The sequence below is a fragment of the Ochrobactrum sp. PL_is483 genome, assembly GCF_055816855.1.
In genome coordinates this window covers 76,142-95,013 of the sequence record NZ_JBVPGS010000036.1, presented here as the reverse complement: position 1 = coordinate 95,013, position 18,872 = coordinate 76,142, and the positions used below count along the sequence as shown (strand labels likewise).

Sequence of the window (18,872 nt, the reverse complement as noted above, 5' to 3'; positions counted from 1 at the left end):
GACCGAATTGCCATTTGGAACGTTCTAAATTAAAACGGCATGAGAGGCGGAGGAACAATCATGGGCGATCATCAACTGATCCTGCCAGACGGTAATGGAAGCCTGAATGCCTACAGGCTGACCGGGACACAAACCCCGCGCCCCAAAAACCCGCCGCAGTTCAACCGCATCGCCTATGCGGCAGCGCATGTGGTTTCCGATCCGCTGCAAGATACCCGCCCGTGGAACGACCCGGCCATCGACTGGGACGCGACCATGGCTTTCCGCCATCATCTGTGGGGCCTCGGTTTCAGGATCGCGGAAGCGATGGATACGTCGCAGCGCGGCATGGGGCTGAACTGGGCAGGCGCACAGGAACTGATCCGCCGCTCACTGGCGGAAAGCAAGACCGTAGCGGGTGCCGATCTCGCCAGCGGCGCTGGCACCGACCACCTCGATCCGGCGGAAGCAAAAAGCCTCGACGACATCATCAAGGCCTATGAAACACAGGCCGGTTTCATCGAAAAACACGGCGGTCGTTTCATCCTGATGGCCAGCCGCGCACTGGCCCGCATTGCCAGGTCGCCCGACGATTATGCCAGAGTCTATGGCCGGATTCTCGCGCAGGCCCGTGAAAAGGTCGTGCTGCACTGGCTGGGCGATATGTTCGACCCACAGCTCAAAGCCTATTGGGGTTCGGAAAATTTCGATGAAGCACTGAACACCGTCATTCGCATCATCGAAGCCAATCGCGACAAGGTGGAAGGCATAAAAATTTCGCTGCTGGAAGAGCGCTATGAAATCGCGTTACGCAACCGCCTGCCGGAAGGCGTGCTGTGCTTCACGGGCGATGATTTCAACTATGCGCCGCTGATCGAAGGCGACGGAAACAGGCACAGCCATGCGCTGCTCGGCATTTTCGATGCGGTCGCCCCGCAGGCTTCCAGCGCTCTGGCGGCGCTGGCAGCGGGCGACAATGCCCGCTTCCGCGCGATCATTGAGCCGACCGTGCCGCTATCGCGAAAAATCTTTGAAGCACCGACGCAATATTACAAGGCGGGCGTGGTGTTTCTCGCCTGGCTGAACGGCCACCAGACCCATTTCACCATGCCCGCCGGAATGCAGTCGGCGCGTGGCATTTTGCACTACGCCGACATTTTCCGCCTTGCCGATCAAGCCAATGTGCTCGACCAGCCGGAACTCGCCATCCGCCGCATGAAAAAGCTGATGGCCGTTCACGGCATATCGTGAAAACAGGCGGGGTTCACCGCCTGTTTCCAACTCGTCACCGCCAGCCGAGGCCCGGCGCGACATGCTTGAGGATCGACTCGATCACATGCGCGTTGTACTCGACGCCAAGCTGGTTCGGCACGGTGAGAAGCAGCGTATCGGCTTCGGCAATCGCCTCGTCCTTGGCCAGTTCCTCGATCAGCCGGTCAGGCTCGGCAGCATAGGACCGCCCGAAGACGGCCCGCAGGTCTTCCTCGATATAGCCGATGGAATCCTGTTCCTTGCCGCCATTGCCGAAATAGGCCCGGTCGCGATCATCGACCAGCGCGAAGATGCTGCGGCTCACCGAGACACGCGGCGTGCGCGTATGTCCGGCTTCCTTCCAGGCTTCACGATAGGCGCGAATCTGCTTGGCCTGCTGGATGTGCAGCGGCTCGCCAGACTCGTCCTTCTTCAAGGTCGAGCTTTGCAGGTTCATGCCAAGCTTTGCCGCCCACACAGCCGTAGCATCCGATACAGCACCCCACCAGATCCGGTCGCGAAGGCCTTCCGAGTGCGGCTCAAGACGCAGCAGACCGGGAGGGTTCGGAAACATCGGGCGCGGATTGGGCTGGGCAAAGCCCTGTCCCTTCAGCGCCTCGAAAAACACCTCGCCATGCTGGCGGCCCATATCGGCATCGGTCTTGCCCTCTTCCGGCGCATAGCCGAAATAACGCCAGCCGTCGATCACCTGTTCCGGCGAGCCGCGGCTGATGCCAAGCTGCAAGCGGCCCTTGGAGATCAGGTCGGCAGCGCCTGCATCCTCGACCATATAGAGCGGATTTTCATACCGCATGTCGATGACGGCGGTACCGATCTCGATCTTGCTGGTTTTGGCGCCAATGGCTGCAAGCAGCGGAAAGGGCGAAGCGAGTTGGCGCGCAAAATGGTGCACGCGGAAATAGGCGCCATCGGCCCCCAGTTCCTCGGCGGCGACGGCCAGATCGATCGACTGCAGCAATGTATCGCTTGCCGAACGGGTTCCCGATTGCGGCGACGGCGACCAGTGGCCGAAGGAAAGAAAGCCGATTTTCTTCATGATGATGTTCCCTGATTGCGGGCAAAAATTTGGTTCCAGTCCAATATGGCGGCACAGGGCACGATTGGAAGGGCGCCAAACACGGACACAGTGTTCAGTATTCGCAACCTGCAGCTTTCGCGCGGGAAGCAACCGCACCTTCTTCGGATACGTTGACAGTCTATCCGGAGCCGATTAAGCCTCAAATCTGGCGGATAAACCTTCAATCTGAGGTTATTGGAGAAAAGGTGTTTGCCGATAAGCAACGCACCAAAACAGGGGAGATTTTCATGCGTTCTATGCTTCTGGCCTTGCTGGCCGCAACGGCCATTGCCACTTCGGCACAGGCAAAAGACGTCACCGTCGCCGTAACCGCCATCGTTGAACATCCGGCCCTCGACGCCGCCCGCGACGGCGTGAAGGACGCGCTGGCGGAAGCAGGCTTCAAGGAAGGCGAAAACCTGAAATTCGTCTACCAGTCCGCACAGGGCAACCCGGCAACCGCAGCGCAGATCGCCCGCCAGTTCGTCGGCGAAGCGCCGGACGTGATCGTCCCGATCTCCACGCCGTCGGCACAGGCTGTCGTTTCGGCCACCCGCGATATTCCGGTGGTCTTCACCGCCGTTTCCGATCCGGTCGGCGCGCAGCTCGTCAAGGACATGGCAAAGCCCGGCGGCAATGTCACCGGCCTTTCCGACATGTCGCCTGTGGCGGAGCATATCAAGCTCATCAAGGAAGTGATGCCGAACATCAAGAAGCTCGGCTATCTCTACAATTCCGGCGAAACCAATTCCGTGTCGCTTCTGGCGGCGCTGAAGGAAGCTGCTTCCGCCGAAGGCATCGAAATCGTTGAATCGGCCGCCACCAAGTCGGCTGAAGTCCAGGGCGCTGCCCGTGCGCTCGTTGGCCGCGCGGATGCGATGTATGTCCCGACCGACAACACCATCGTCTCGGCTCTGGAAAGCGCCGTCGGCGTTGCCGAGGAAAGCAAGCTGCCGCTCTTCACCGCCGATACGGATTCCGTGAAGCGCGGCGCAGTGGCTGCGCTTGGCTTCAACTATTACGATGTCGGCAAGCAGACCGGCGCCGTCGTGGTCAAGATTCTGAAGGGCGAAAAGCCGGGCGACATTTCGGTCGACATCGCCAAGGGTACCGATCTCGTCATCAATCTTGGTGCAGCCAAGAAGATGGGCGTCGAGTTCCCGCAGGCCGTCATCGACCGCGCTACCAGCAAGATCGACTGATCCAGCGATCCGTCTCCGACATTTGCGTCGCCGGTCGATGCAAATGTCGGAACAAAGTTCTACCGGCTTTGAGAGCATTTCCAGCAAAAGTGCGAAGCGGTTTTGCGTTGGACAATGCGGGAAAACAAAGCATTTCCAGCAAAAGTGTGAAACGGTTTTACGTTCGGAAATGCTGAGAAAACAAATAGATAGAAGACTTCCAATTTTAGAGCATAATCCGACCGGAGTGAAACGAGGATCGATAAGATTATGCTTGAAATAGAAGAAGTTCGAGCGCCGATCTGATCCAATCGGATCGAAACGCGCACTAACGGAGCGCTGTCTGCTTCTGCCAGATCGCGCTCCATGCCGGGCCCACCCATCATATGTGAGGCCATGCGCCAGAATCGGAATCAGGCCGCTTCTTTCAAGATCGGGCGGATGGGCAGCGGTGCCGTGCCCAGATATCCCGCGACCATCCGGGTGATATGTTCCACAATCTCGTCCTCATCGGACAGGGAATGCCCGCAATCGTTGAGAACTATGGCATGGGTCAGCGTCTCCACGGTGGTTACGCAAATAAACGCAGCCGTATCAAGGTCCTTGACCTGAACGTCATCCCTGCATTCTTCGAGATAATGGCGAACCAGATGTAGCGTATCCTTGCGGATCGCTTCCACCTCGGCCAGTTTTCCGATTCTGGGGACTTCTTCCTTCAGGATGCGGTGGAGCTCGGGATCAACCCGATGCGCGGCGATCATGGCGCGAATGAGTTCCCGCATGGCGCTGTTCAGGTCGTCCGACGCGCACTCCCGCATGGAATTTTCAAGCAAGGCCAGAATTTCGCGATTGTGCCGCGCGACAAGCGCCGCCACCAGCGACTCCTTGTTTGGAAAATACTGATAGAGCGACCCGATGCTCACACCGGCTACCGCGGCGACGCGGTTTGTGCTGGTCCGGGCATAACCTTCACGCACCAAAACGCGAGCAGTGGCATCCAGTATCGCTTCGACGGTCATTCTTGACCTCTCCTGCGAGGCGGATTTTCTGGGATTTGTGGCGCGCAGCTTGGCCATGTCGCGATTTTTCCGAATGCGAGTAGACAATGTGAGTAAACACTCACATATTTTGTATAAATCGTCAACAACAATGAATGAGAAGTATTTTTCAGTGAAAGGTCACTGAAATTATCACGTACCATTCACCGTTAAACATGGGTTCTATAGAAAGATGAAGTTCATCAATGCTGCGTTGCTTGTTGCCATAATGGTAACAGGAGCGGGATGCGTGAGTGCTGCGCAAAACGATGTTCGCTCTATCCAGGCGGACTGTGTGAATGCAAACCATGGCCGGGCATTCAATGAAAATTGCGACGCGCCCAAACTGGGGTGGAAGGGCGCGAATGGAAGTGATTTCCTCATCAGCCGCTGATTGACCGGCAGAGCGCGTCACGCAGGGAAATCAGTCCACAGGACTGATTTCTGCTCCTGCTCGATCAGATAGGACGCGCTCCAACCTTTTGTTTTTACCGCATTATCCGACGCAAAACCGCTTCGCACTTTTGCTGGAAATGCTCTGTCTCTACGCATTATCCGACGCAAAACCGCTTCGCACTTTTGCTGGAAATGCTTTGTTTCCCGCATTATCCGACGCAAAACCGCTCCGCACTTTTGCTGGAAATGCTTTGACTGATCACCGCTTCGATTCTCGGCCAATCATTCTGCGAAGAGTGTCATCCCCCAGCATGAAGTGGTGAAGCATTGCCATCGCGACATGCCCTGCAATCGCCGCCAGCAAAACCCAGCCCAGCAAGCTGTGGGCTGCATTGCCGGGAGCCGTCAGCGCCGTATTTTCCACAACGGCAGGCGTGAATATTTCGACGCCGAGGAACGAAAAACCGTATTGATCCCCTGCCGCCCGCATCAGCGCCAGCAAGGGCACCAGGAGCATGAGAGCGTAGATACCCAAATGCCCGGCGGCGGCCAGTCTTCCCGACAGCCCAGGCGCGTGGTGCCGACGGCCGAGATTCAGGATTCCCCATGCTCCACGCAGAAAGGCCAACAAAAACAAAGTGAACCCGACTTGTTGGTGCAGCGGCCAAAGCGCATCGCTTACGGCGCCCTCTCCCGACAGAGAAAGGGTAATTGCGATACCAAACTGCAAGATAAATAAAACGGCCATCGACCAGTGGAATATACGGCTCACCAACCCATAGCGATTAACAGAGTCCAACATTGAAGAAGCACTGCTCATGAATATTCCTATATAATTAGATATTATTTTATATATTTCTTATTATAGAACGATAGATTGAAGTATAACCTATTCTGTATTCTATTTTTTATAACGAATCAATAGCCACCAAGCCTTGGCATGCTTCGATACGAATGGATCAGACCTGCGCTCCAGATGTTTTCCTTTTAACGTGCATCCCGAAAATCGTTTCCCACTTTTCGGGATGGGCACGAACCGCAGCGCGATAAACCGCGATCCCCGCCGATTTACAACATCGCCCTGGAATCCATGGAATGGGGAATGAACTCGCTTGATGGCGCTTTTTGGCGCATTTGTAGCGATAATGCTTGCGCGCTGGCGCTTTTTGCGTTGTATCGCCAAAGCGATATAGCAAGAAACCGCTAGCAATGCGGCAAATGAAATTTGCAGTGCCCTGCACCCGGCTGGATGCAGTTTTGCTGCAAGCATAAACCGGGGAAATGTTTCAGGTGACAGGCTCACCGGAAGCGAACTCAGAACAAACCGGTCGTGACTGAATCTGGCCGAGCGGACCATCCGGGAATTCCCGGTTTTCGCAACGCCGACGATGAAAGCCGCCCTGTAGCGGAAATCGTTCGTTTTGGTCGCGGCGAGAAACAAGGAATGACATTGTGAGTCAGATCGCCTTCTGGGGTGCGGTCGAATTGGGCCTCGTCTTCGCATTTGTAGCCATCGGCGTCTATCTGGCGTTCCGTGTCCTCGATTTCCCCGATCTGACGGTTGACGGTTCGTTCCCGCTGGGCGCTGCCGTCACCGGCGTGCTGATCCTCGGAGGCATGAATCCCTGGCTCGCCGCGGCCATCGCCATGATTGCCGGTGCCGCTGCCGGGCTTGTGACCGCAACGCTGAACGTGCGTTTCAAGATTCTCAATCTTCTCGCCTCCATCCTGACCATGATCGCGCTGTTCTCGGTCAATCTGCGCGTCATGGGCGCGCCCAACATCTCGCTCATCAGCCAGGACACCATGCTGACGCCGTTCTTCGGGCATGGCATTCCCGAATATTATGTGCGCCCGCTGTTTCTCTTCGTGCTGGTTGCCATCGCGGTCTTCCTCGTCTGGCGCTTTCTGGAAAGCGACATGGGGCTTGCCATGCGCGCAACCGGCGCCAATCCGAGAATGGCGCGCGCCCAGGGCGTTCGCACCGACCGGCAGATCTATCTCGGCATGGCGCTCTCCAACGCACTGGTGGCGCTCGGCGGCGCGCTCTTCGCGCAGACAAACGGCTTTGCCGATGTGACCTCCGGCGCGGGCACCATCGTGGTTGGCCTTGCGGCGGTCATCATCGGTGAAACGCTGCTGCGCAGCCGCTTCATACTGGTCATCCTGCTTGGCTGTGTGCTTGGTTCGATCATCTATCGCATCGCCATCCAGTTTGCGCTTTCCAAGGGTTCGGCATTCGGCCTGCAGGCATCCGATCTCAACATCGCGACCGCCCTTCTCGTCACCTTCGCCCTGATATTGCCGCGCCTGCGTCGCGGAGGAGCATCCGCATGATCGAACTTTCCAATCTCGATGTCGTCTTCGGTCGCGGCACTCCGCTTGAAAAACAGGTACTGAACAAGATCAACCTGACCATGGATCAGGGCTCCTTCGTCACGGTCATCGGCTCGAACGGCGCCGGTAAATCGACAATGCTGGGCGTTCTCGCAGGCGATGTCATCCCCACTGCCGGAAATGTCGTCATCAGTGGCAAGGATGTGACCCGCAAATCCACCGCCGACCGCGCCGGCCTGGTCGCCCGCGTGTTCCAGGACCCGCTGGCCGGAAGCTGCGGCACGCTGACCATCGAGGAAAACCTCGCCTTGGCCGCCTCACGCGGCAAGGCGCGCGGCCTCACCCACGCGCTCAATTCGAACCGCCGCGCCTGGTTCCGCGAGCGCGTGGCAAGCCTCAATCTGGGGCTGGAAAACCGCATGCATGACCGCATGGAACTGCTCTCCGGCGGCCAGCGGCAGGCGCTCTCGCTCATCATGGCAACGCTTTCCGGTTCGGAAGTCCTGCTGCTCGACGAGCACACGGCAGCGCTCGATCCCGGCATGGCCGAATTCGTCATGGAACTGACGCGCACGCTTATTGCCGAAAACAAGCTGACCGCGCTGATGGTCACCCACTCCATGCGGCAGGCGCTGGATTATGGCGACCGCACGATCATGCTGCACGGCGGCAAGATCCTGCTCGACGTGACCGGCGACAAGCGCAAGACGCTCGGCGTTGAAGACCTCATCGAAATGTTCCGCAAGGTGCGCGGCCAGACGCTCGATGACGATGCGCTTCTGATCGAATAGAGCATGATTCCCAAAAGTGGGAACCGCCTGCGCAGGGAAATCAGTCCAGTGGACTGATTTCTGATCCTGCTTCCATCGGATAAAATCATGCTCAAACAAAACGCAGGTTTTGCAAACAGCTATGTTTCACAGCCGCCGTCGACGCGACCGGCGGCTGTTTTGTTTCTGCTCGAAATGTTCTAAGAACCGGATATGGCGCAGAAAAAAGCAAATGAAGTCGACAGTTTTCTGGCAAGGCCGACGAGCTCGTTCCCGGTCGTGCTGCTTTACGGACCCGACAAGGGGCTGGTGAGCGAACGCGCACGCCGTTTTGCCGAAGCCAGCAAGCTGCCGCTGGATGACCCGTTTGCCGTCATTCGCATGGAAGCCGACGAGATCGAGGCCGACCCGGCGAAGCTCGCCGACGAAGCCCGCACGATCTCCATGTTCGGCGGCCAGCGCCTGATCTGGATCAAGAACGCCGCTGGCCAGAAGAAGCTGGCCGAAGCGATCAAGCTGCTTGCGACCGAGCCGCCGCAGGAAACTTTCGTGCTTGTCGAGGCGGGCGATCTCAAGAAGGGTGCGGGTCTGCGCAGCGCTGTGGAGAACGCGTCTGCGGGCATGGCCCTGCCTTGTTATTCCGACGATAGCCGCGGGATCGACGGCGTCATTGACGACGTTCTGGCCGAATGGAAGATGCAGATCACGCTTGACGGTCGCCAACTCCTGCGCGCCAGCCTTGGCGGTGATCGTCTTGCCACGCGCGGCGAGCTTGAAAAGCTCTGCCTTTATGCACGCGGCAAGGAACGGATCGATATAGACGATGTGCGCGAAGCGGTGGGCGATGTCGCCGGGCTTTCCACCGATGAGGTGATCGACGCGGTACTGGCGGGCGATCTCGCGCGCTTCGAAGTTTCCTTTGACCGCGTGGTGAAATCCGGGACAGCGCCCTTTCTCGTGCTCAACACAGCGATGCGCCAGTTCCAGCAGGTGCAAACCTTGCGCCATATCGCCGATACGGAGCGCAAAAGCGCTTCCGTGGTTGTGGCGGCGGCGCGCCCGCCGATCTTCTTCAACCGCAAGAAGCTGATTGAGAATGCGGTCAGCCGCTGGAGCGGCGAAAGCCTTGCGCGCGTGATGGAACGCCTGCAACGCGCCGTTCTCGAAAGCCGCCAGAATGCGGGCCTTGCCATTCCGATCATCCGCCAGTGCTTGCTGGCAATCGGGGTAGAATCACTTCGAAACGCCCGGCGATAGCAAAGCATTTCCAGCGTAGCGGTTTTGCGTTGGATAATGCGAAAAGAAAATAGATAGAGTGCTTCCACTTGAAATGCAGAGAAGAATCTATCAGTCACCTCTGGTATTTTTTCGATACAAACGAAAAAGCTCGCCGCAAATATAAGCAACGAGCTTTTAATTTATATATTGCTTTGAAGATCAGCTCTGGAGACGACGGCAAATCTCATCAAGTTGCTCGAGAGAACTATAGCGTATCTTGACCTCACCGCCCCGATCGCGATGATTGATTTCGACCTTCATGCCGGTAACATCAGAAAGCAGCTTTTCGAGCGCCTTGGTGTCGGCATCCTTCTCGACCGGACCTGCCTTGCCTGGCTTGGCTTCCGCGCCGCCCCGTGCTTCCGCCTGCGCAAGCGCCTCGACCTGACGAACCGACAGGCCTTCCTTGACGATCCGTTCCGCCAGCGCGGTCGGGTTTTCCATCGTGATGAGGCTGCGGGCATGACCTGCCGAAAGCGCGCCATCGACAATGAAGTCCTGCACAGGCTGCGGCAGTTTAAGCAGGCGCAGCGTGTTGGCGACATGGCTGCGGCTTTTGCCGATGACCTGCGCCAGATCGTTCTGCGTATAATCGTGATTGTCGATAAGCTGTTGATATCCAAGCGCTTCTTCAACCGCATTCAGGTCGGCGCGCTGGACGTTTTCGATGATCGCGATTTCAAGTGCCACACGGTCATCGACATCACGAACAATCACCGGGATCGTATCGACACCGGCGCGCTGCGACGCGCGCCAGCGGCGTTCACCGGCGATCAGCTCGAAGCGGTCTGGCTGGCCCGGTGCGGGGCGCACGACGATCGGCTGCACAACGCCATGTTCCTTGATCGACTGCGCCAGATCTTCCAGTTCGCCTTCCGAAAACATGCGGCGCGGATTGCGCGGATTGCGCGTCACGAACTCAATCGGAACATTCCGCTCGATGGGAACCGGTGCCTTACGCTCTTCAGCAGGGCGGTCGATCTCACCGATCAGCGCCGCTAATCCGCGGCCAAGGCGCTTTTTTGAAGGATCGTCATTCATCGTTCGGCTTATTCCTGAATTGTTTCGTCATCGAATCGATCGGCTCATGCGGCCTGCAATTGCCGCTCGCGCTGGATAACTTCCGACGCCAGTTGCAAATAGGCCTGACTGCCAGCACATTTCAAATCGTAGAGAATGGCTGGCTTGCCATGTGACGGCGCTTCCGACACACGCACATTGCGTGGAATAACGGTGCGATAGACCTTTTCGCCCATGAAAGAGCGAACATCATCCACCACCTGCGCGGCAAGATTGTTGCGGCTGTCGAACATGGTCAGCACAATCCCCTGGATCGACAGCTCGGGATTGATCGACGACCGCACCTGATCGACAGTCTGCAAAAGCTGGCTCAAGCCTTCCAACGCAAAAAACTCGCATTGCAGCGGCACCAGAACGGAATCGGCTGCCGCCATTGCGTTCAGCGTCAGGAGATTGAGCGATGGCGGACAATCGACCAGCACATAGGAAAAGCGCTCGGACACGCCGGAATCAAACCGCAAGGCGTCGCGCAGGCGGCGCGTGCGGTCGGCCGACTGCGCAATTTCCATTTCAATGCCGAGAAGGTCGAGCGTCGATGGCACGATATGGAGGTTCGGCACATCGGTCGGCATTGCGGCGTCCGGAACGGACGATTCCTGCGTCAGCACGTCGTAGGATGACAATGGCCGATTGCGGCGATCGATGCCGAGGCCGGTGCTGGCATTGCCTTGCGGATCAAGATCGACGATCAATACCGTTTCGCCAATAGCGGCCAAGGCCGTGGCCAGATTGATGGCGGTGGTCGTCTTGCCCACGCCGCCCTTCTGGTTTGCAATGGTTATGATCCTGGACATTTTGTTCATCACCGTCGCCTTGCTGCTGCCCGCCCGTTCGAAATTTTCAGCCATCAACCGGTCTTGCGCCGAAGATTGCTGATTTCGAGAATGACCGAAGCCTGATCGATAGCACTTTGATGTTGTACCAGATCGAAACTCCAACCGACACGGCTTTCATCGATCTCGCGCTGATAATCCCGACCTTTTTGGAAGAGAGCCTTGGCGCCATTGGTGAGCCACGGCTCTGCCAGACCAAAAAGATCGTCCAGTGATGCCAATGCGCGTGCCGTAACCACCTGCGGGGTCTCGATCTTCTGCCACATCGCTTCTATGCGCGCTGAGTGAATGCGTGCCGGGACGTTCAAATGGCCGGCTGCGGTGCGCAAAAACGCCGCCTTCTTCCCCGCACTCTCGACAAGATCGATAGCGCTACCGGATTGATCTGCAAGGAAACAGGCCGTGACGATGCCTGGAAACCCGCCGCCGGAGCCGATATCCAGCCAGTTCTTGGCGTCACTCGCCAGCGGAAAGAGCTGGGCGCTGTCCAGAATATGCCGCGTCCACAACTCATTCAGGGTCGAGGGCGATGCGAGATTGATCGCCTTCGACCATTTGCGAAACAGTTCTTCAAAGGCAATCAAGCGACCCGCTGTTTCACGTGAAACAGCGGGAACAATTGCTTTCAGGCTCTCAAAACGGGTATCGGCGCTCATGCAGCGCCCTGCCCTTCGATGAGGTCCGCAGCCGCCTTATGGCGATAACCGAACTTCTTGATCTGTGCGATGAGAAGCGCCAGCGCCGCTGGCGTCATTCCATCGACACGCTGCGCTTCGGCGATTGTTTCCGGCTTGCGCTGCTTGAGCTTGTGCTTCAACTCATTGGAAAGACCGGATATTCCATCAATATCCAATCCAGCCGGGATAAGCAGTTGCTCCTCGCGTTCCATCACCGCGATGTCGCTTTTCTGGCGGTCCATATAGACAGCATATTGCGCCTCGATCTCCAGCGCTTCCCGCGTTGTCGGATCGATGGCTTCCAGTTCAGGCCAGATGGACTTCAGCCGGGCGAGATCGATTTCCGGATAGGACAGGAGATCATAGGCCGACCGGCGGACACCATCCTGATTGAGCCGCAAATCGTAGCGATTGGCGAGATTAGGCGTGATTGTCAGCGATTGGGTTAGCGACCGCGCCGCGCCCAACGCCGCCTCGCGTGCTTCAAAGCGCTCTTTGCGGGCCTGCCCCAATATGCCAAGCTTTTCTGCCAGCGGCGTGAGACGCTGATCGGCATTGTCCGCACGCAACGACAGACGGAACTCGGCCCTAGAGGTAAACATGCGATAAGGTTCGCTGACACCGCGCGATGTCAGGTCATCGACCATGACGCCGATATAGGCCTCGGTGCGCTGGATAATGACGGGTTCGCCGCCCGACGCCCGGCGCGCGGCATTGATGCCAGCGAGCAGACCTTGCGCGCCAGCTTCTTCATAGCCAGTCGTGCCATTGATCTGTCCAGCCAGAAACAAGCCAGTGACTTTTCGGGTTTCAAGGCTGCGCTTCAACTCGCGCGGATCGATGAAATCATATTCAATCGCATATCCGGGTTGCAGCATATTGGCCTTTTCAAGCCCTGGTATCGTCTTCAATATATCAAGCTGCACGTCCTCGGGCAGCGACGTCGATATGCCGTTTGGATAAACGGTATCGTCATCCAGACCTTCCGGTTCAAGGAATATCTGGTGGCCATCGCGGTCGCCAAACTTGACGATCTTGTCTTCCACGGACGGGCAATAACGAGGACCAATCCCCTCAATCGAGCCTGAATACATCGCGGAACGATGCAAATTGGCGCGAATGATAGCGTGGGTTTCCGGGGTTGTGCGAGTGATGCCACAATCGATTTGCGGCGTGGTGATCCGATCCGTCATCAGCGAAAACGGCACTGGATCTTCGTCGGCAGACTGCATGTCCAGGCTTTGCCAGTCAATGGTGCGGCCATCCAGTCGTGGCGGGGTGCCCGTCTTGAGACGGCCGAGCGCAAAGCCGAACGATGTCAGTCGTTCGGACAGGCCGAGCGCTGGCTTCTCACCCATGCGGCCAGCCGGAATTTTCTTCTCGCCGATATGGATCAACCCGTTCAGGAATGTGCCGGTCGTCAAGACAACGGCACCGCATGTCAGTGTCCGTCCATCGGACAGAACAACACCGGCAACGCGCCCATCCTGTTCCAGCAGATCATGCGCACCGCCCTCCACGACAGTCAAATTGTCCTGCGCGGCAATCATCTTCTGCATGGCGAGCCGATAAAGCTTGCGGTCGGCCTGGGTTCGGGGGCCACGGACGGCAGGCCCCTTGCGGCGGTTTAACAGGCGAAACTGGATGCCAGCTTCATCGGCGACGCGGCCCATCAGGCCATCAAGCGCATCGATCTCGCGCACAAGATGCCCCTTGCCCAATCCGCCGATAGCTGGATTGCAGGACATGACGCCAATCGTATCAAAGCGATGCGTCACGAGCGCCGTCTTGGCACCTGCGCGCGCAGCAGCAGAAGCGGCCTCGCATCCCGCATGGCCGCCGCCGATCACAATGACATCAAAGGCTGTAGCTTCGGTCGAACTCATTTGGTTCATCCTGACGCAACTCGAATCCGTTTCTGAAAGATGTCTCTTTGCCACGAATGGGTTTGAAACGAAAGATTAAAGTGAGCGCCGGGGCGATCAAATATCCCGGTTAGCTCGACTCATGAATGCGTGAGGGAGTCAATCGGCGCAGCGATATTCCACAGATGTTTCACGTGAAACAATCCTGGCAACGGTTACGCGCCGTGTTTCACGTGAATCATTTTCCGATGCAGAATTGCGAGAAAATGACGTCTAAAATTTCCTCTACATCGACGTCGCCAGTAATCCGTCCGAGGTACTGGGAGGCCAAACGCATATTCTCGGCGCGAAGTTCCAGCGGCAGATGTGTGCCCGCCAGGGCTCTGTCGATCTCCGTCCCCGTTGAGCGCAACAGATTGATGTGGCGCTGGCGCGTAGGAACCGCATCTTCGATTTGCCCGATCTGGGCTTCGGCAAATGCTTGCAGATCGGAGAGCAGTCGGTCCAGCCCCTCCCCGGATTTCGTCGAGATTCGATAGGCCCAGTCGCTAGATGATGTGTCGTTCAGGTCGGCTTTTGTTCCCACCCTCCACAAAGCTGCGGAGGTTTCCTCTGTTGCGATCGGGATGGGATCATTCATATCTTCCAGTTCCAAGACCAGATCGGCGTCGGCCATGCGAGCCCGGGCACGCTCAATACCGATCTTTTCAACCACGCTTTCCGTCTCGCGCAGCCCTGCCGTGTCCGTCACGTAAACCGGAATGCCGCCAAGATCGAGTTTGACTTCCAGAAGATCGCGGGTGGTTCCCGCTTCCTCCGATATAATCGCCACTTCGCGACCAGCCAAAAAATTCAACAGACTGGATTTACCGGCATTTGGTGCGCCGACAATAACGACGTGCAATCCATCGCGCAGCATGGAAGCACGTTTGCCGCTTGCAATATGGTTTTCGATCTCGCTCTTTAGTAGCGCCAGCGATTGCCAGACCTGCTCCGACACCGAACCCGGAACATCGCTTTCATCGGCAAAGTCCAGCTCCGCCTCAATGAAGGCACGCGCACGCAACAACTGTTGACGCCATTCGGTATAAAGTTCGCGCTGCGTGCCGGAAGCCACCTGCAAGGCAAGACGTCTTTGTCCTTCGGTTTCCGCCGCGATCAGATCGGCGAGACCTTCGGCAATGGTCAAATCCATCTTGCCATTGGAGAAAGCCCGGCGCGTAAACTCGCCTGCTTCGGCTATGCGGCACCCTGCCAGCTCGCCCAGTTCGGTCAGGAGCTTTTCGACAACCGCTTTGCCGCCGTGCAAATGAAATTCGGCGCAATCCTCTCCGGTAAAACTGTTCGGGCCGGGAAAGAACAGCACCAGTCCCCGATCAATCGGATCGCCATTACGGGAGCGAAATAGCTTGTAAGCTGCATTGCGCGGTGTCGGAATGGTGCCGATTATCGTTTCGAGTACGAATCGAACGCGCGGGCCGGAGATGCGCACGACTGCCACGCCGGACGGCAAGCGCCCGCTCGATAAAGCAAAAATCGTGTCTTGGAGGGAAGCGACCTCGCTCATTCCATTTCCTGACCTATAATTATAAGCATGAAGCAGCCACTATTGCTGAAGGAATGGCATATTCATTCGCGCAGTGAAAGAAAAGCCCTATGACAGAACCAGACCGCAATCGCCTCGCTGGCAGCAACCGCCTCGCCGATGAACCGAGCGCCTATCTGCGCCAGCATGCCGACAATCCTGTTTACTGGCAGCCATGGGACAGGCAGGCGCTGGATGCGGCGAAGGAACTCGACCGGCCCATTCTGCTTTCCATTGGTTACGCGGCCTGTCACTGGTGTCACGTCATGGCACATGAGTCATTCGAGGACCCTGACGTCGCTGAAGTGATGAACGCGCTTTTCGTCAATGTGAAGGTGGACCGCGAGGAGCGGCCCGATATTGACCAGATTTATATGGCAGCACTGGGAGCAATGGGACAGCAGGGCGGATGGCCGCTCACCATGTTTCTGCGCCCTGATGGCAAGCCGTTCTGGGGCGGCACCTATTTCCCGCGGCACAAACGTCACAACATGCCCGGCTTTGTCGACGTGCTGCACGCGGTCAATAACCTCTGGCACAAGGATAAAGAGAAAATTAACCATAACGCGCAAGCCGTTTTCGACCATCTGGAAGGTCGTCTGGCCGCGCAGATCGCCCCGCTAACAAATGAAGTGGAGCGATTTGACGAGATCGCCACCCGAATCGGCAGCCTGATGGATCCAGCCCGCGGCGGCATGGAGGGAGCACCAAAGTTCCCCAACGCGCCTTTCATGGACAATCTGTGGCTGTCATGGCTTTATAGCCGTAACGAGACGCATCGGGACAATTTCCTCCTCTCGCTCAAGGTGATGCTGCAAGGAGGGATTTACGATCATCTGGGCGGCGGGCTTTGCCGCTACTCCACCGATGCCGAATGGCTGGTCCCGCATTTCGAAAAAATGCTCTACGACAATGCCCAGTTCATCCGCCATGCGACCTATGCTTTTGCCGAAACCGGGAATGATTTGTTTCGTCTGCGAATCGAAGAGACGATCAACTGGCTGATCCGGGAAATGCGCCTGTCCGATGGAAGCTTTGCATCCAGTCTGGATGCAGACAGCGAAGGCGAGGAAGGACGGTTTTACGTCTGGAGCGAGCAGGAAATCGACGAGCTCCTCGGTGACGACAGCAAAATCTTCAAGGATTACTATGGCGTCACGGCGGGCGGAAACTGGGAAGGCCACAATATTCTGAACCGCCTTCATGCGGTCAATGACAGCGCGATCCTGCCGCCATCAATAGCAGCATCGCAGCAAAAACTGCTTGCGCGCCGGCAATTGCGAATACGTCCTGGACGGGACGAGAAAGCGCTGACCGACTGGAACGGACTTGCCATCCGCGCGCTGGCCGAAGCGGGCCGCAGTTTTGGCAGACAGGACTGGATCAATCTTGCGGTGGAAGCCTATCGTTCCATCACCAGTAGCTTTCGGGACGGCCGCATCGCGCATTGCCGCATGGAAAACTCGCTTCTCTACCCTGCCCTTTCGACCGATTATGCATCGATGATCAACGGGGCAATCGCTCTTTATGAAGCAACGAGCGAGCAGGCTTATATCGATGACGCATTGAAGTTCAAGAAGGCGCTTGACGATGCGCATCTTGATGGCGCGGGTAATTATCGACTATCCGCGCTGGACGCCGATGACGTCATTCTGCACGCCTATGGCGATTACGATGAAGCCATACCGAGCGCCACCAGCCAGATCATCGAAGCGCTGACAAGACTGTTTCTGGCAACGGGCAATATCGAACTTTATCAGAGCAACGAGACCCTGATTGAACAGGCGCTTGGGCGGGCCTTCGCACAGCAATATGGCCAGATCGGAATATTGAACGCGGCGCGTTTTGCGGCCGAACCGCTTTCGCTTGTCGTCGCCGCCGAGGATGACGGAGAACTTGTTTCGACAGCGAATCGAAATCCCGATCCCCGGCGCGTGGATAAATTCGTGCGCTTCGAACCCGGCAAGACGATAGAACTACCGACAGGAGGAACCGCAGACGTGGAGCATCCGTCGGCCTGGTTCTGCAAGGGACATGTCTGCCTGCCGCCTGTCGAAAACGCGGATGCTTTGCGGCTATTGCTCGGCAAAACATCGTGAAACAAAAACGCCGCAACGGTTTCCCGTGCGGCGTTTCAAATGGCGCTATAGAGCCGATTACGTATTCATCGAATCGAAGAATTCGCCATTGCTCTTGGTCTGCTTGAGCTTGTCGATAAGGAATTCGATCGCGTCGGTCGTGCCCATTGGCGCGAGAATACGGCGCAGAACGAAAATCTTCTGCAGATCGGCGCGGGGAACCAGCAGGTCTTCCTTGCGGGTGCCGGACTTGAGAATGTCCATGGCCGGGAAGATACGCTTGTCGGCCACCTTGCGGTCGAGCACGATTTCCGAGTTGCCGGTGCCCTTGAATTCTTCAAAGATCACTTCGTCCATGCGGCTGCCCGTATCGATCAGCGCGGTGGCGATGATGGTGAGCGAGCCACCCTCTTCGATGTTGCGTGCAGCACCGAAGAAGCGCTTCGGACGCTGAAGCGCGTTGGCGTCGACACCGCCGGTCAGAACCTTGCCGGAAGACGGCACAACGGTGTTGTAGGCGCGACCGAGACGGGTGATCGAGTCGAGCAGGATCACAACGTCGCGGCCATGTTCGACAAGGCGCTTGGCCTTTTCGATGACCATTTCGGCAACCTGAACGTGACGCGCCGCCGGTTCATCGAAGGTCGACGAAATCACTTCGCCCTTCACCGAACGCTGCATGTCGGTCACTTCTTCCGGACGTTCATCGATCAGAAGAACGATGAGATAGCATTCGGGATGGTTTGCGGTGATCGAATGGGCGATGTTCTGCAGAAGAACGGTCTTACCGGTACGCGGCGGCGCGACGATCAGGCCGCGCTGGCCCTTGCCGAGCGGTGCCACCAGATCGATGACGCGCGGCGACAGATCCTTGGAGGTCGGAACTTCCAGTTCCATCTTGAAGCGCTCATTCGGGTAGAGCGGCGTCAGATTGTCGAAGTGAACCTTGTGACGGATTTTTTCCGGATCTTCGAAATTGATCGTATTGACCTTGAGCAGCGCGAAATAACGCTCGCCTTCCTTGGGACCGCGGATCGGTCCTTCGACCGTATCGCCGGTCTTGAGCGAGAAACGACGCAGCTGCGAGGGAGAAATATAAATATCGTCAGGACCCGGCAGGTAGTTGGCGTCGGCGGAACGCAGGAAGCCAAATCCATCCTGCAGCACCTCGACGACGCCCTCGCCGATAATTTCGACGTCCTGGGCTGCCAGCTTCTTGAGGATCGCGAACATCAGTTCCTGCTTGCGCATGGCGCTCGCGTTTTCGACCTCAAGCGTTTCGGCAAAAGCCAGCAGCTCCACCGGTGTCTTGTTTTTCAGTTCTTGTAGTTTCATTTCCTGCATGGATGAGGAACTCTTTTTAAAATGTAAGGAGAAAATGCAGTTGTTCGGAAAGGTGGCCACTTGGATCGTGACCGGCATCGAAGGCCTGCTGTCTTGAAGGGAA

At 57.3% G+C, this 18,872-nt stretch carries 16 protein-coding genes; 6 read left to right on the top strand and 10 right to left on the bottom strand.

From position 1 onward, the window contains the following. Positions 1 to 60 precede the first annotated feature (60 nt). Positions 61 to 1,230 (top strand): dihydrodipicolinate synthase family protein, encoded by a 1,170-nt coding sequence (locus AC0TNJ_RS12135; protein ID WP_473771285.1) that lies wholly within the window; start codon positions 61 to 63, stop codon positions 1,228 to 1,230. 34 nt (positions 1,231 to 1,264) lie between these two features. Here the strand turns inward: AC0TNJ_RS12135 and AC0TNJ_RS12130 are convergent, their stop codons facing one another. Further along, positions 1,265 to 2,287, bottom strand: a complete 1,023-nt coding sequence (locus AC0TNJ_RS12130; RefSeq protein WP_473771284.1) for an LLM class flavin-dependent oxidoreductase — start codon at positions 2,285 to 2,287, stop codon at positions 1,265 to 1,267. A gap of 269 nt (positions 2,288 to 2,556) precedes the next feature. On the opposite strand from AC0TNJ_RS12130, the gene AC0TNJ_RS12125 reads away from it, so the two are divergent. Then, a complete protein-coding gene (locus tag AC0TNJ_RS12125; protein WP_121999865.1) occupies positions 2,557 to 3,510 on the top strand; it encodes an ABC transporter substrate-binding protein in 954 nt (317 codons plus the stop codon). Between the two features lie 392 nt (positions 3,511 to 3,902). On the opposite strand, the gene AC0TNJ_RS12120 is transcribed toward AC0TNJ_RS12125, so the two are convergent. From AC0TNJ_RS12120 to AC0TNJ_RS12110, 3 genes are all read right to left on the bottom strand, one after another. Then, entirely contained in the window at positions 3,903 to 4,508 is a 606-nt protein-coding gene (locus AC0TNJ_RS12120; RefSeq protein WP_473771283.1) for a TetR/AcrR family transcriptional regulator, read from the bottom strand. Between the two features lie 673 nt (positions 4,509 to 5,181). Beyond that, a complete protein-coding gene (locus AC0TNJ_RS12115; RefSeq protein WP_473771282.1) occupies positions 5,182 to 5,742 on the bottom strand; it encodes a cytochrome b in 561 nt (186 codons plus the stop codon). An 81-nt stretch (positions 5,743 to 5,823) separates the two neighbouring features. Beyond that, positions 5,824 to 6,279 (bottom strand): hypothetical protein, encoded by a 456-nt coding sequence (locus tag AC0TNJ_RS12110; RefSeq protein ID WP_473771281.1) that lies wholly within the window; start codon positions 6,277 to 6,279, stop codon positions 5,824 to 5,826. Positions 6,280 to 6,374: 95 nt separating this feature from the next. Here AC0TNJ_RS12110 and AC0TNJ_RS12105 point away from each other — a divergent pair, with 95 nt between their 5' ends. From AC0TNJ_RS12105 to holA, 3 genes are all read left to right on the top strand, one after another. Further along, positions 6,375 to 7,259 carry an ABC transporter permease gene (locus tag AC0TNJ_RS12105; RefSeq protein WP_121986877.1) on the top strand — a complete coding sequence of 295 codons (885 nt, stop codon included), beginning with the start codon at positions 6,375 to 6,377 and terminating at the stop codon, positions 7,257 to 7,259. Beyond that, positions 7,256 to 8,050 (top strand): ABC transporter ATP-binding protein, encoded by a 795-nt coding sequence (locus AC0TNJ_RS12100; RefSeq protein ID WP_122002801.1) that lies wholly within the window; start codon positions 7,256 to 7,258, stop codon positions 8,048 to 8,050. The genes AC0TNJ_RS12105 and AC0TNJ_RS12100 overlap by 4 nt, the downstream gene beginning before the upstream one ends. A 192-nt stretch (positions 8,051 to 8,242) precedes the next feature. Continuing rightward, entirely contained in the window at positions 8,243 to 9,286 is a 1,044-nt protein-coding gene (gene holA / locus AC0TNJ_RS12095; protein ID WP_473771280.1) for a DNA polymerase III subunit delta, read from the top strand. A 180-nt stretch (positions 9,287 to 9,466) separates the two neighbouring features. On the opposite strand, the gene AC0TNJ_RS12090 is transcribed toward holA, so the two are convergent. The 5 genes from AC0TNJ_RS12090 to mnmE form a co-directional block, all read right to left on the bottom strand. Further along, entirely contained in the window at positions 9,467 to 10,348 is an 882-nt protein-coding gene (locus AC0TNJ_RS12090) for a ParB/RepB/Spo0J family partition protein (RefSeq protein ID WP_121986874.1), read from the bottom strand. A gap of 44 nt (positions 10,349 to 10,392) precedes the next feature. Beyond that, the gene (locus tag AC0TNJ_RS12085; RefSeq protein WP_121981401.1) at positions 10,393 to 11,190 is read right to left on the bottom strand and encodes a ParA family protein; all 798 of its coding nucleotides are present in this window, start codon (positions 11,188 to 11,190) and stop codon (positions 10,393 to 10,395) included. Between the two features lie 44 nt (positions 11,191 to 11,234). Further along, positions 11,235 to 11,876, bottom strand: a complete 642-nt coding sequence (gene rsmG, locus AC0TNJ_RS12080; protein WP_473771279.1) for a 16S rRNA (guanine(527)-N(7))-methyltransferase RsmG — start codon at positions 11,874 to 11,876, stop codon at positions 11,235 to 11,237. Next, positions 11,873 to 13,783: a tRNA uridine-5-carboxymethylaminomethyl(34) synthesis enzyme MnmG gene (gene mnmG, locus AC0TNJ_RS12075; protein ID WP_473771278.1), complete on the bottom strand. Its 1,911-nt coding sequence runs from the start codon at positions 13,781 to 13,783 to the stop codon at positions 11,873 to 11,875. The genes rsmG and mnmG overlap by 4 nt, the downstream gene beginning before the upstream one ends. Positions 13,784 to 14,000: 217 nt before the next feature. Beyond that, positions 14,001 to 15,329, bottom strand: a complete 1,329-nt coding sequence (mnmE, locus tag AC0TNJ_RS12070; RefSeq protein WP_473771277.1) for a tRNA uridine-5-carboxymethylaminomethyl(34) synthesis GTPase MnmE — start codon at positions 15,327 to 15,329, stop codon at positions 14,001 to 14,003. Between the two features lie 89 nt (positions 15,330 to 15,418). On the opposite strand from mnmE, the gene AC0TNJ_RS12065 reads away from it, so the two are divergent. Beyond that, on the top strand, positions 15,419 to 17,446 hold the full coding sequence (locus AC0TNJ_RS12065; protein WP_473771276.1) for a thioredoxin domain-containing protein: 2,028 nt from the start codon (positions 15,419 to 15,421) through the stop codon (positions 17,444 to 17,446). 57 nt (positions 17,447 to 17,503) lie between these two features. On the opposite strand, the gene rho is transcribed toward AC0TNJ_RS12065, so the two are convergent. Beyond that, positions 17,504 to 18,769, bottom strand: a complete 1,266-nt coding sequence (gene rho, locus AC0TNJ_RS12060) for a transcription termination factor Rho (RefSeq protein WP_105543315.1) — start codon at positions 18,767 to 18,769, stop codon at positions 17,504 to 17,506. Between the last annotated feature and the right edge of the window lie 103 nt (positions 18,770 to 18,872).

Excerpts from the sequence above, each read along its gene's own strand:
- AC0TNJ_RS12130 (WP_473771284.1), bottom strand. The coding sequence starts at position 2,287 with ATGAAGAAAATCGGCTTTCTTTCCTTCGGCCACTGGTCGCCGTCGCCG.
- holA (WP_473771280.1), top strand. The coding sequence starts at position 8,243 with ATGGCGCAGAAAAAAGCAAATGAAGTCGACAGTTTTCTGGCAAGGCCG.
- rsmG (WP_473771279.1), bottom strand. The coding sequence starts at position 11,876 with ATGAGCGCCGATACCCGTTTTGAGAGCCTGAAAGCAATTGTTCCCGCT.
- AC0TNJ_RS12125 (WP_121999865.1), top strand. The coding sequence starts at position 2,557 with ATGCGTTCTATGCTTCTGGCCTTGCTGGCCGCAACGGCCATTGCCACT.
- AC0TNJ_RS12135 (WP_473771285.1), top strand. The coding sequence starts at position 61 with ATGGGCGATCATCAACTGATCCTGCCAGACGGTAATGGAAGCCTGAAT.
- AC0TNJ_RS12100 (WP_122002801.1), top strand. The coding sequence starts at position 7,256 with ATGATCGAACTTTCCAATCTCGATGTCGTCTTCGGTCGCGGCACTCCG.
- AC0TNJ_RS12065 (WP_473771276.1), top strand. The coding sequence starts at position 15,419 with ATGACAGAACCAGACCGCAATCGCCTCGCTGGCAGCAACCGCCTCGCC.
- AC0TNJ_RS12120 (WP_473771283.1), bottom strand. The coding sequence starts at position 4,508 with ATGACCGTCGAAGCGATACTGGATGCCACTGCTCGCGTTTTGGTGCGT.
- rho (WP_105543315.1), bottom strand. The coding sequence starts at position 18,769 with ATGCAGGAAATGAAACTACAAGAACTGAAAAACAAGACACCGGTGGAG.
- AC0TNJ_RS12085 (WP_121981401.1), bottom strand. The coding sequence starts at position 11,190 with ATGAACAAAATGTCCAGGATCATAACCATTGCAAACCAGAAGGGCGGC.
- mnmE (WP_473771277.1), bottom strand. The coding sequence starts at position 15,329 with ATGAGCGAGGTCGCTTCCCTCCAAGACACGATTTTTGCTTTATCGAGC.
- AC0TNJ_RS12110 (WP_473771281.1), bottom strand. The coding sequence starts at position 6,279 with ATGGTCCGCTCGGCCAGATTCAGTCACGACCGGTTTGTTCTGAGTTCG.
- AC0TNJ_RS12090 (WP_121986874.1), bottom strand. The coding sequence starts at position 10,348 with ATGAATGACGATCCTTCAAAAAAGCGCCTTGGCCGCGGATTAGCGGCG.
- AC0TNJ_RS12115 (WP_473771282.1), bottom strand. The coding sequence starts at position 5,742 with ATGAGCAGTGCTTCTTCAATGTTGGACTCTGTTAATCGCTATGGGTTG.
- mnmG (WP_473771278.1), bottom strand. The coding sequence starts at position 13,783 with ATGAGTTCGACCGAAGCTACAGCCTTTGATGTCATTGTGATCGGCGGC.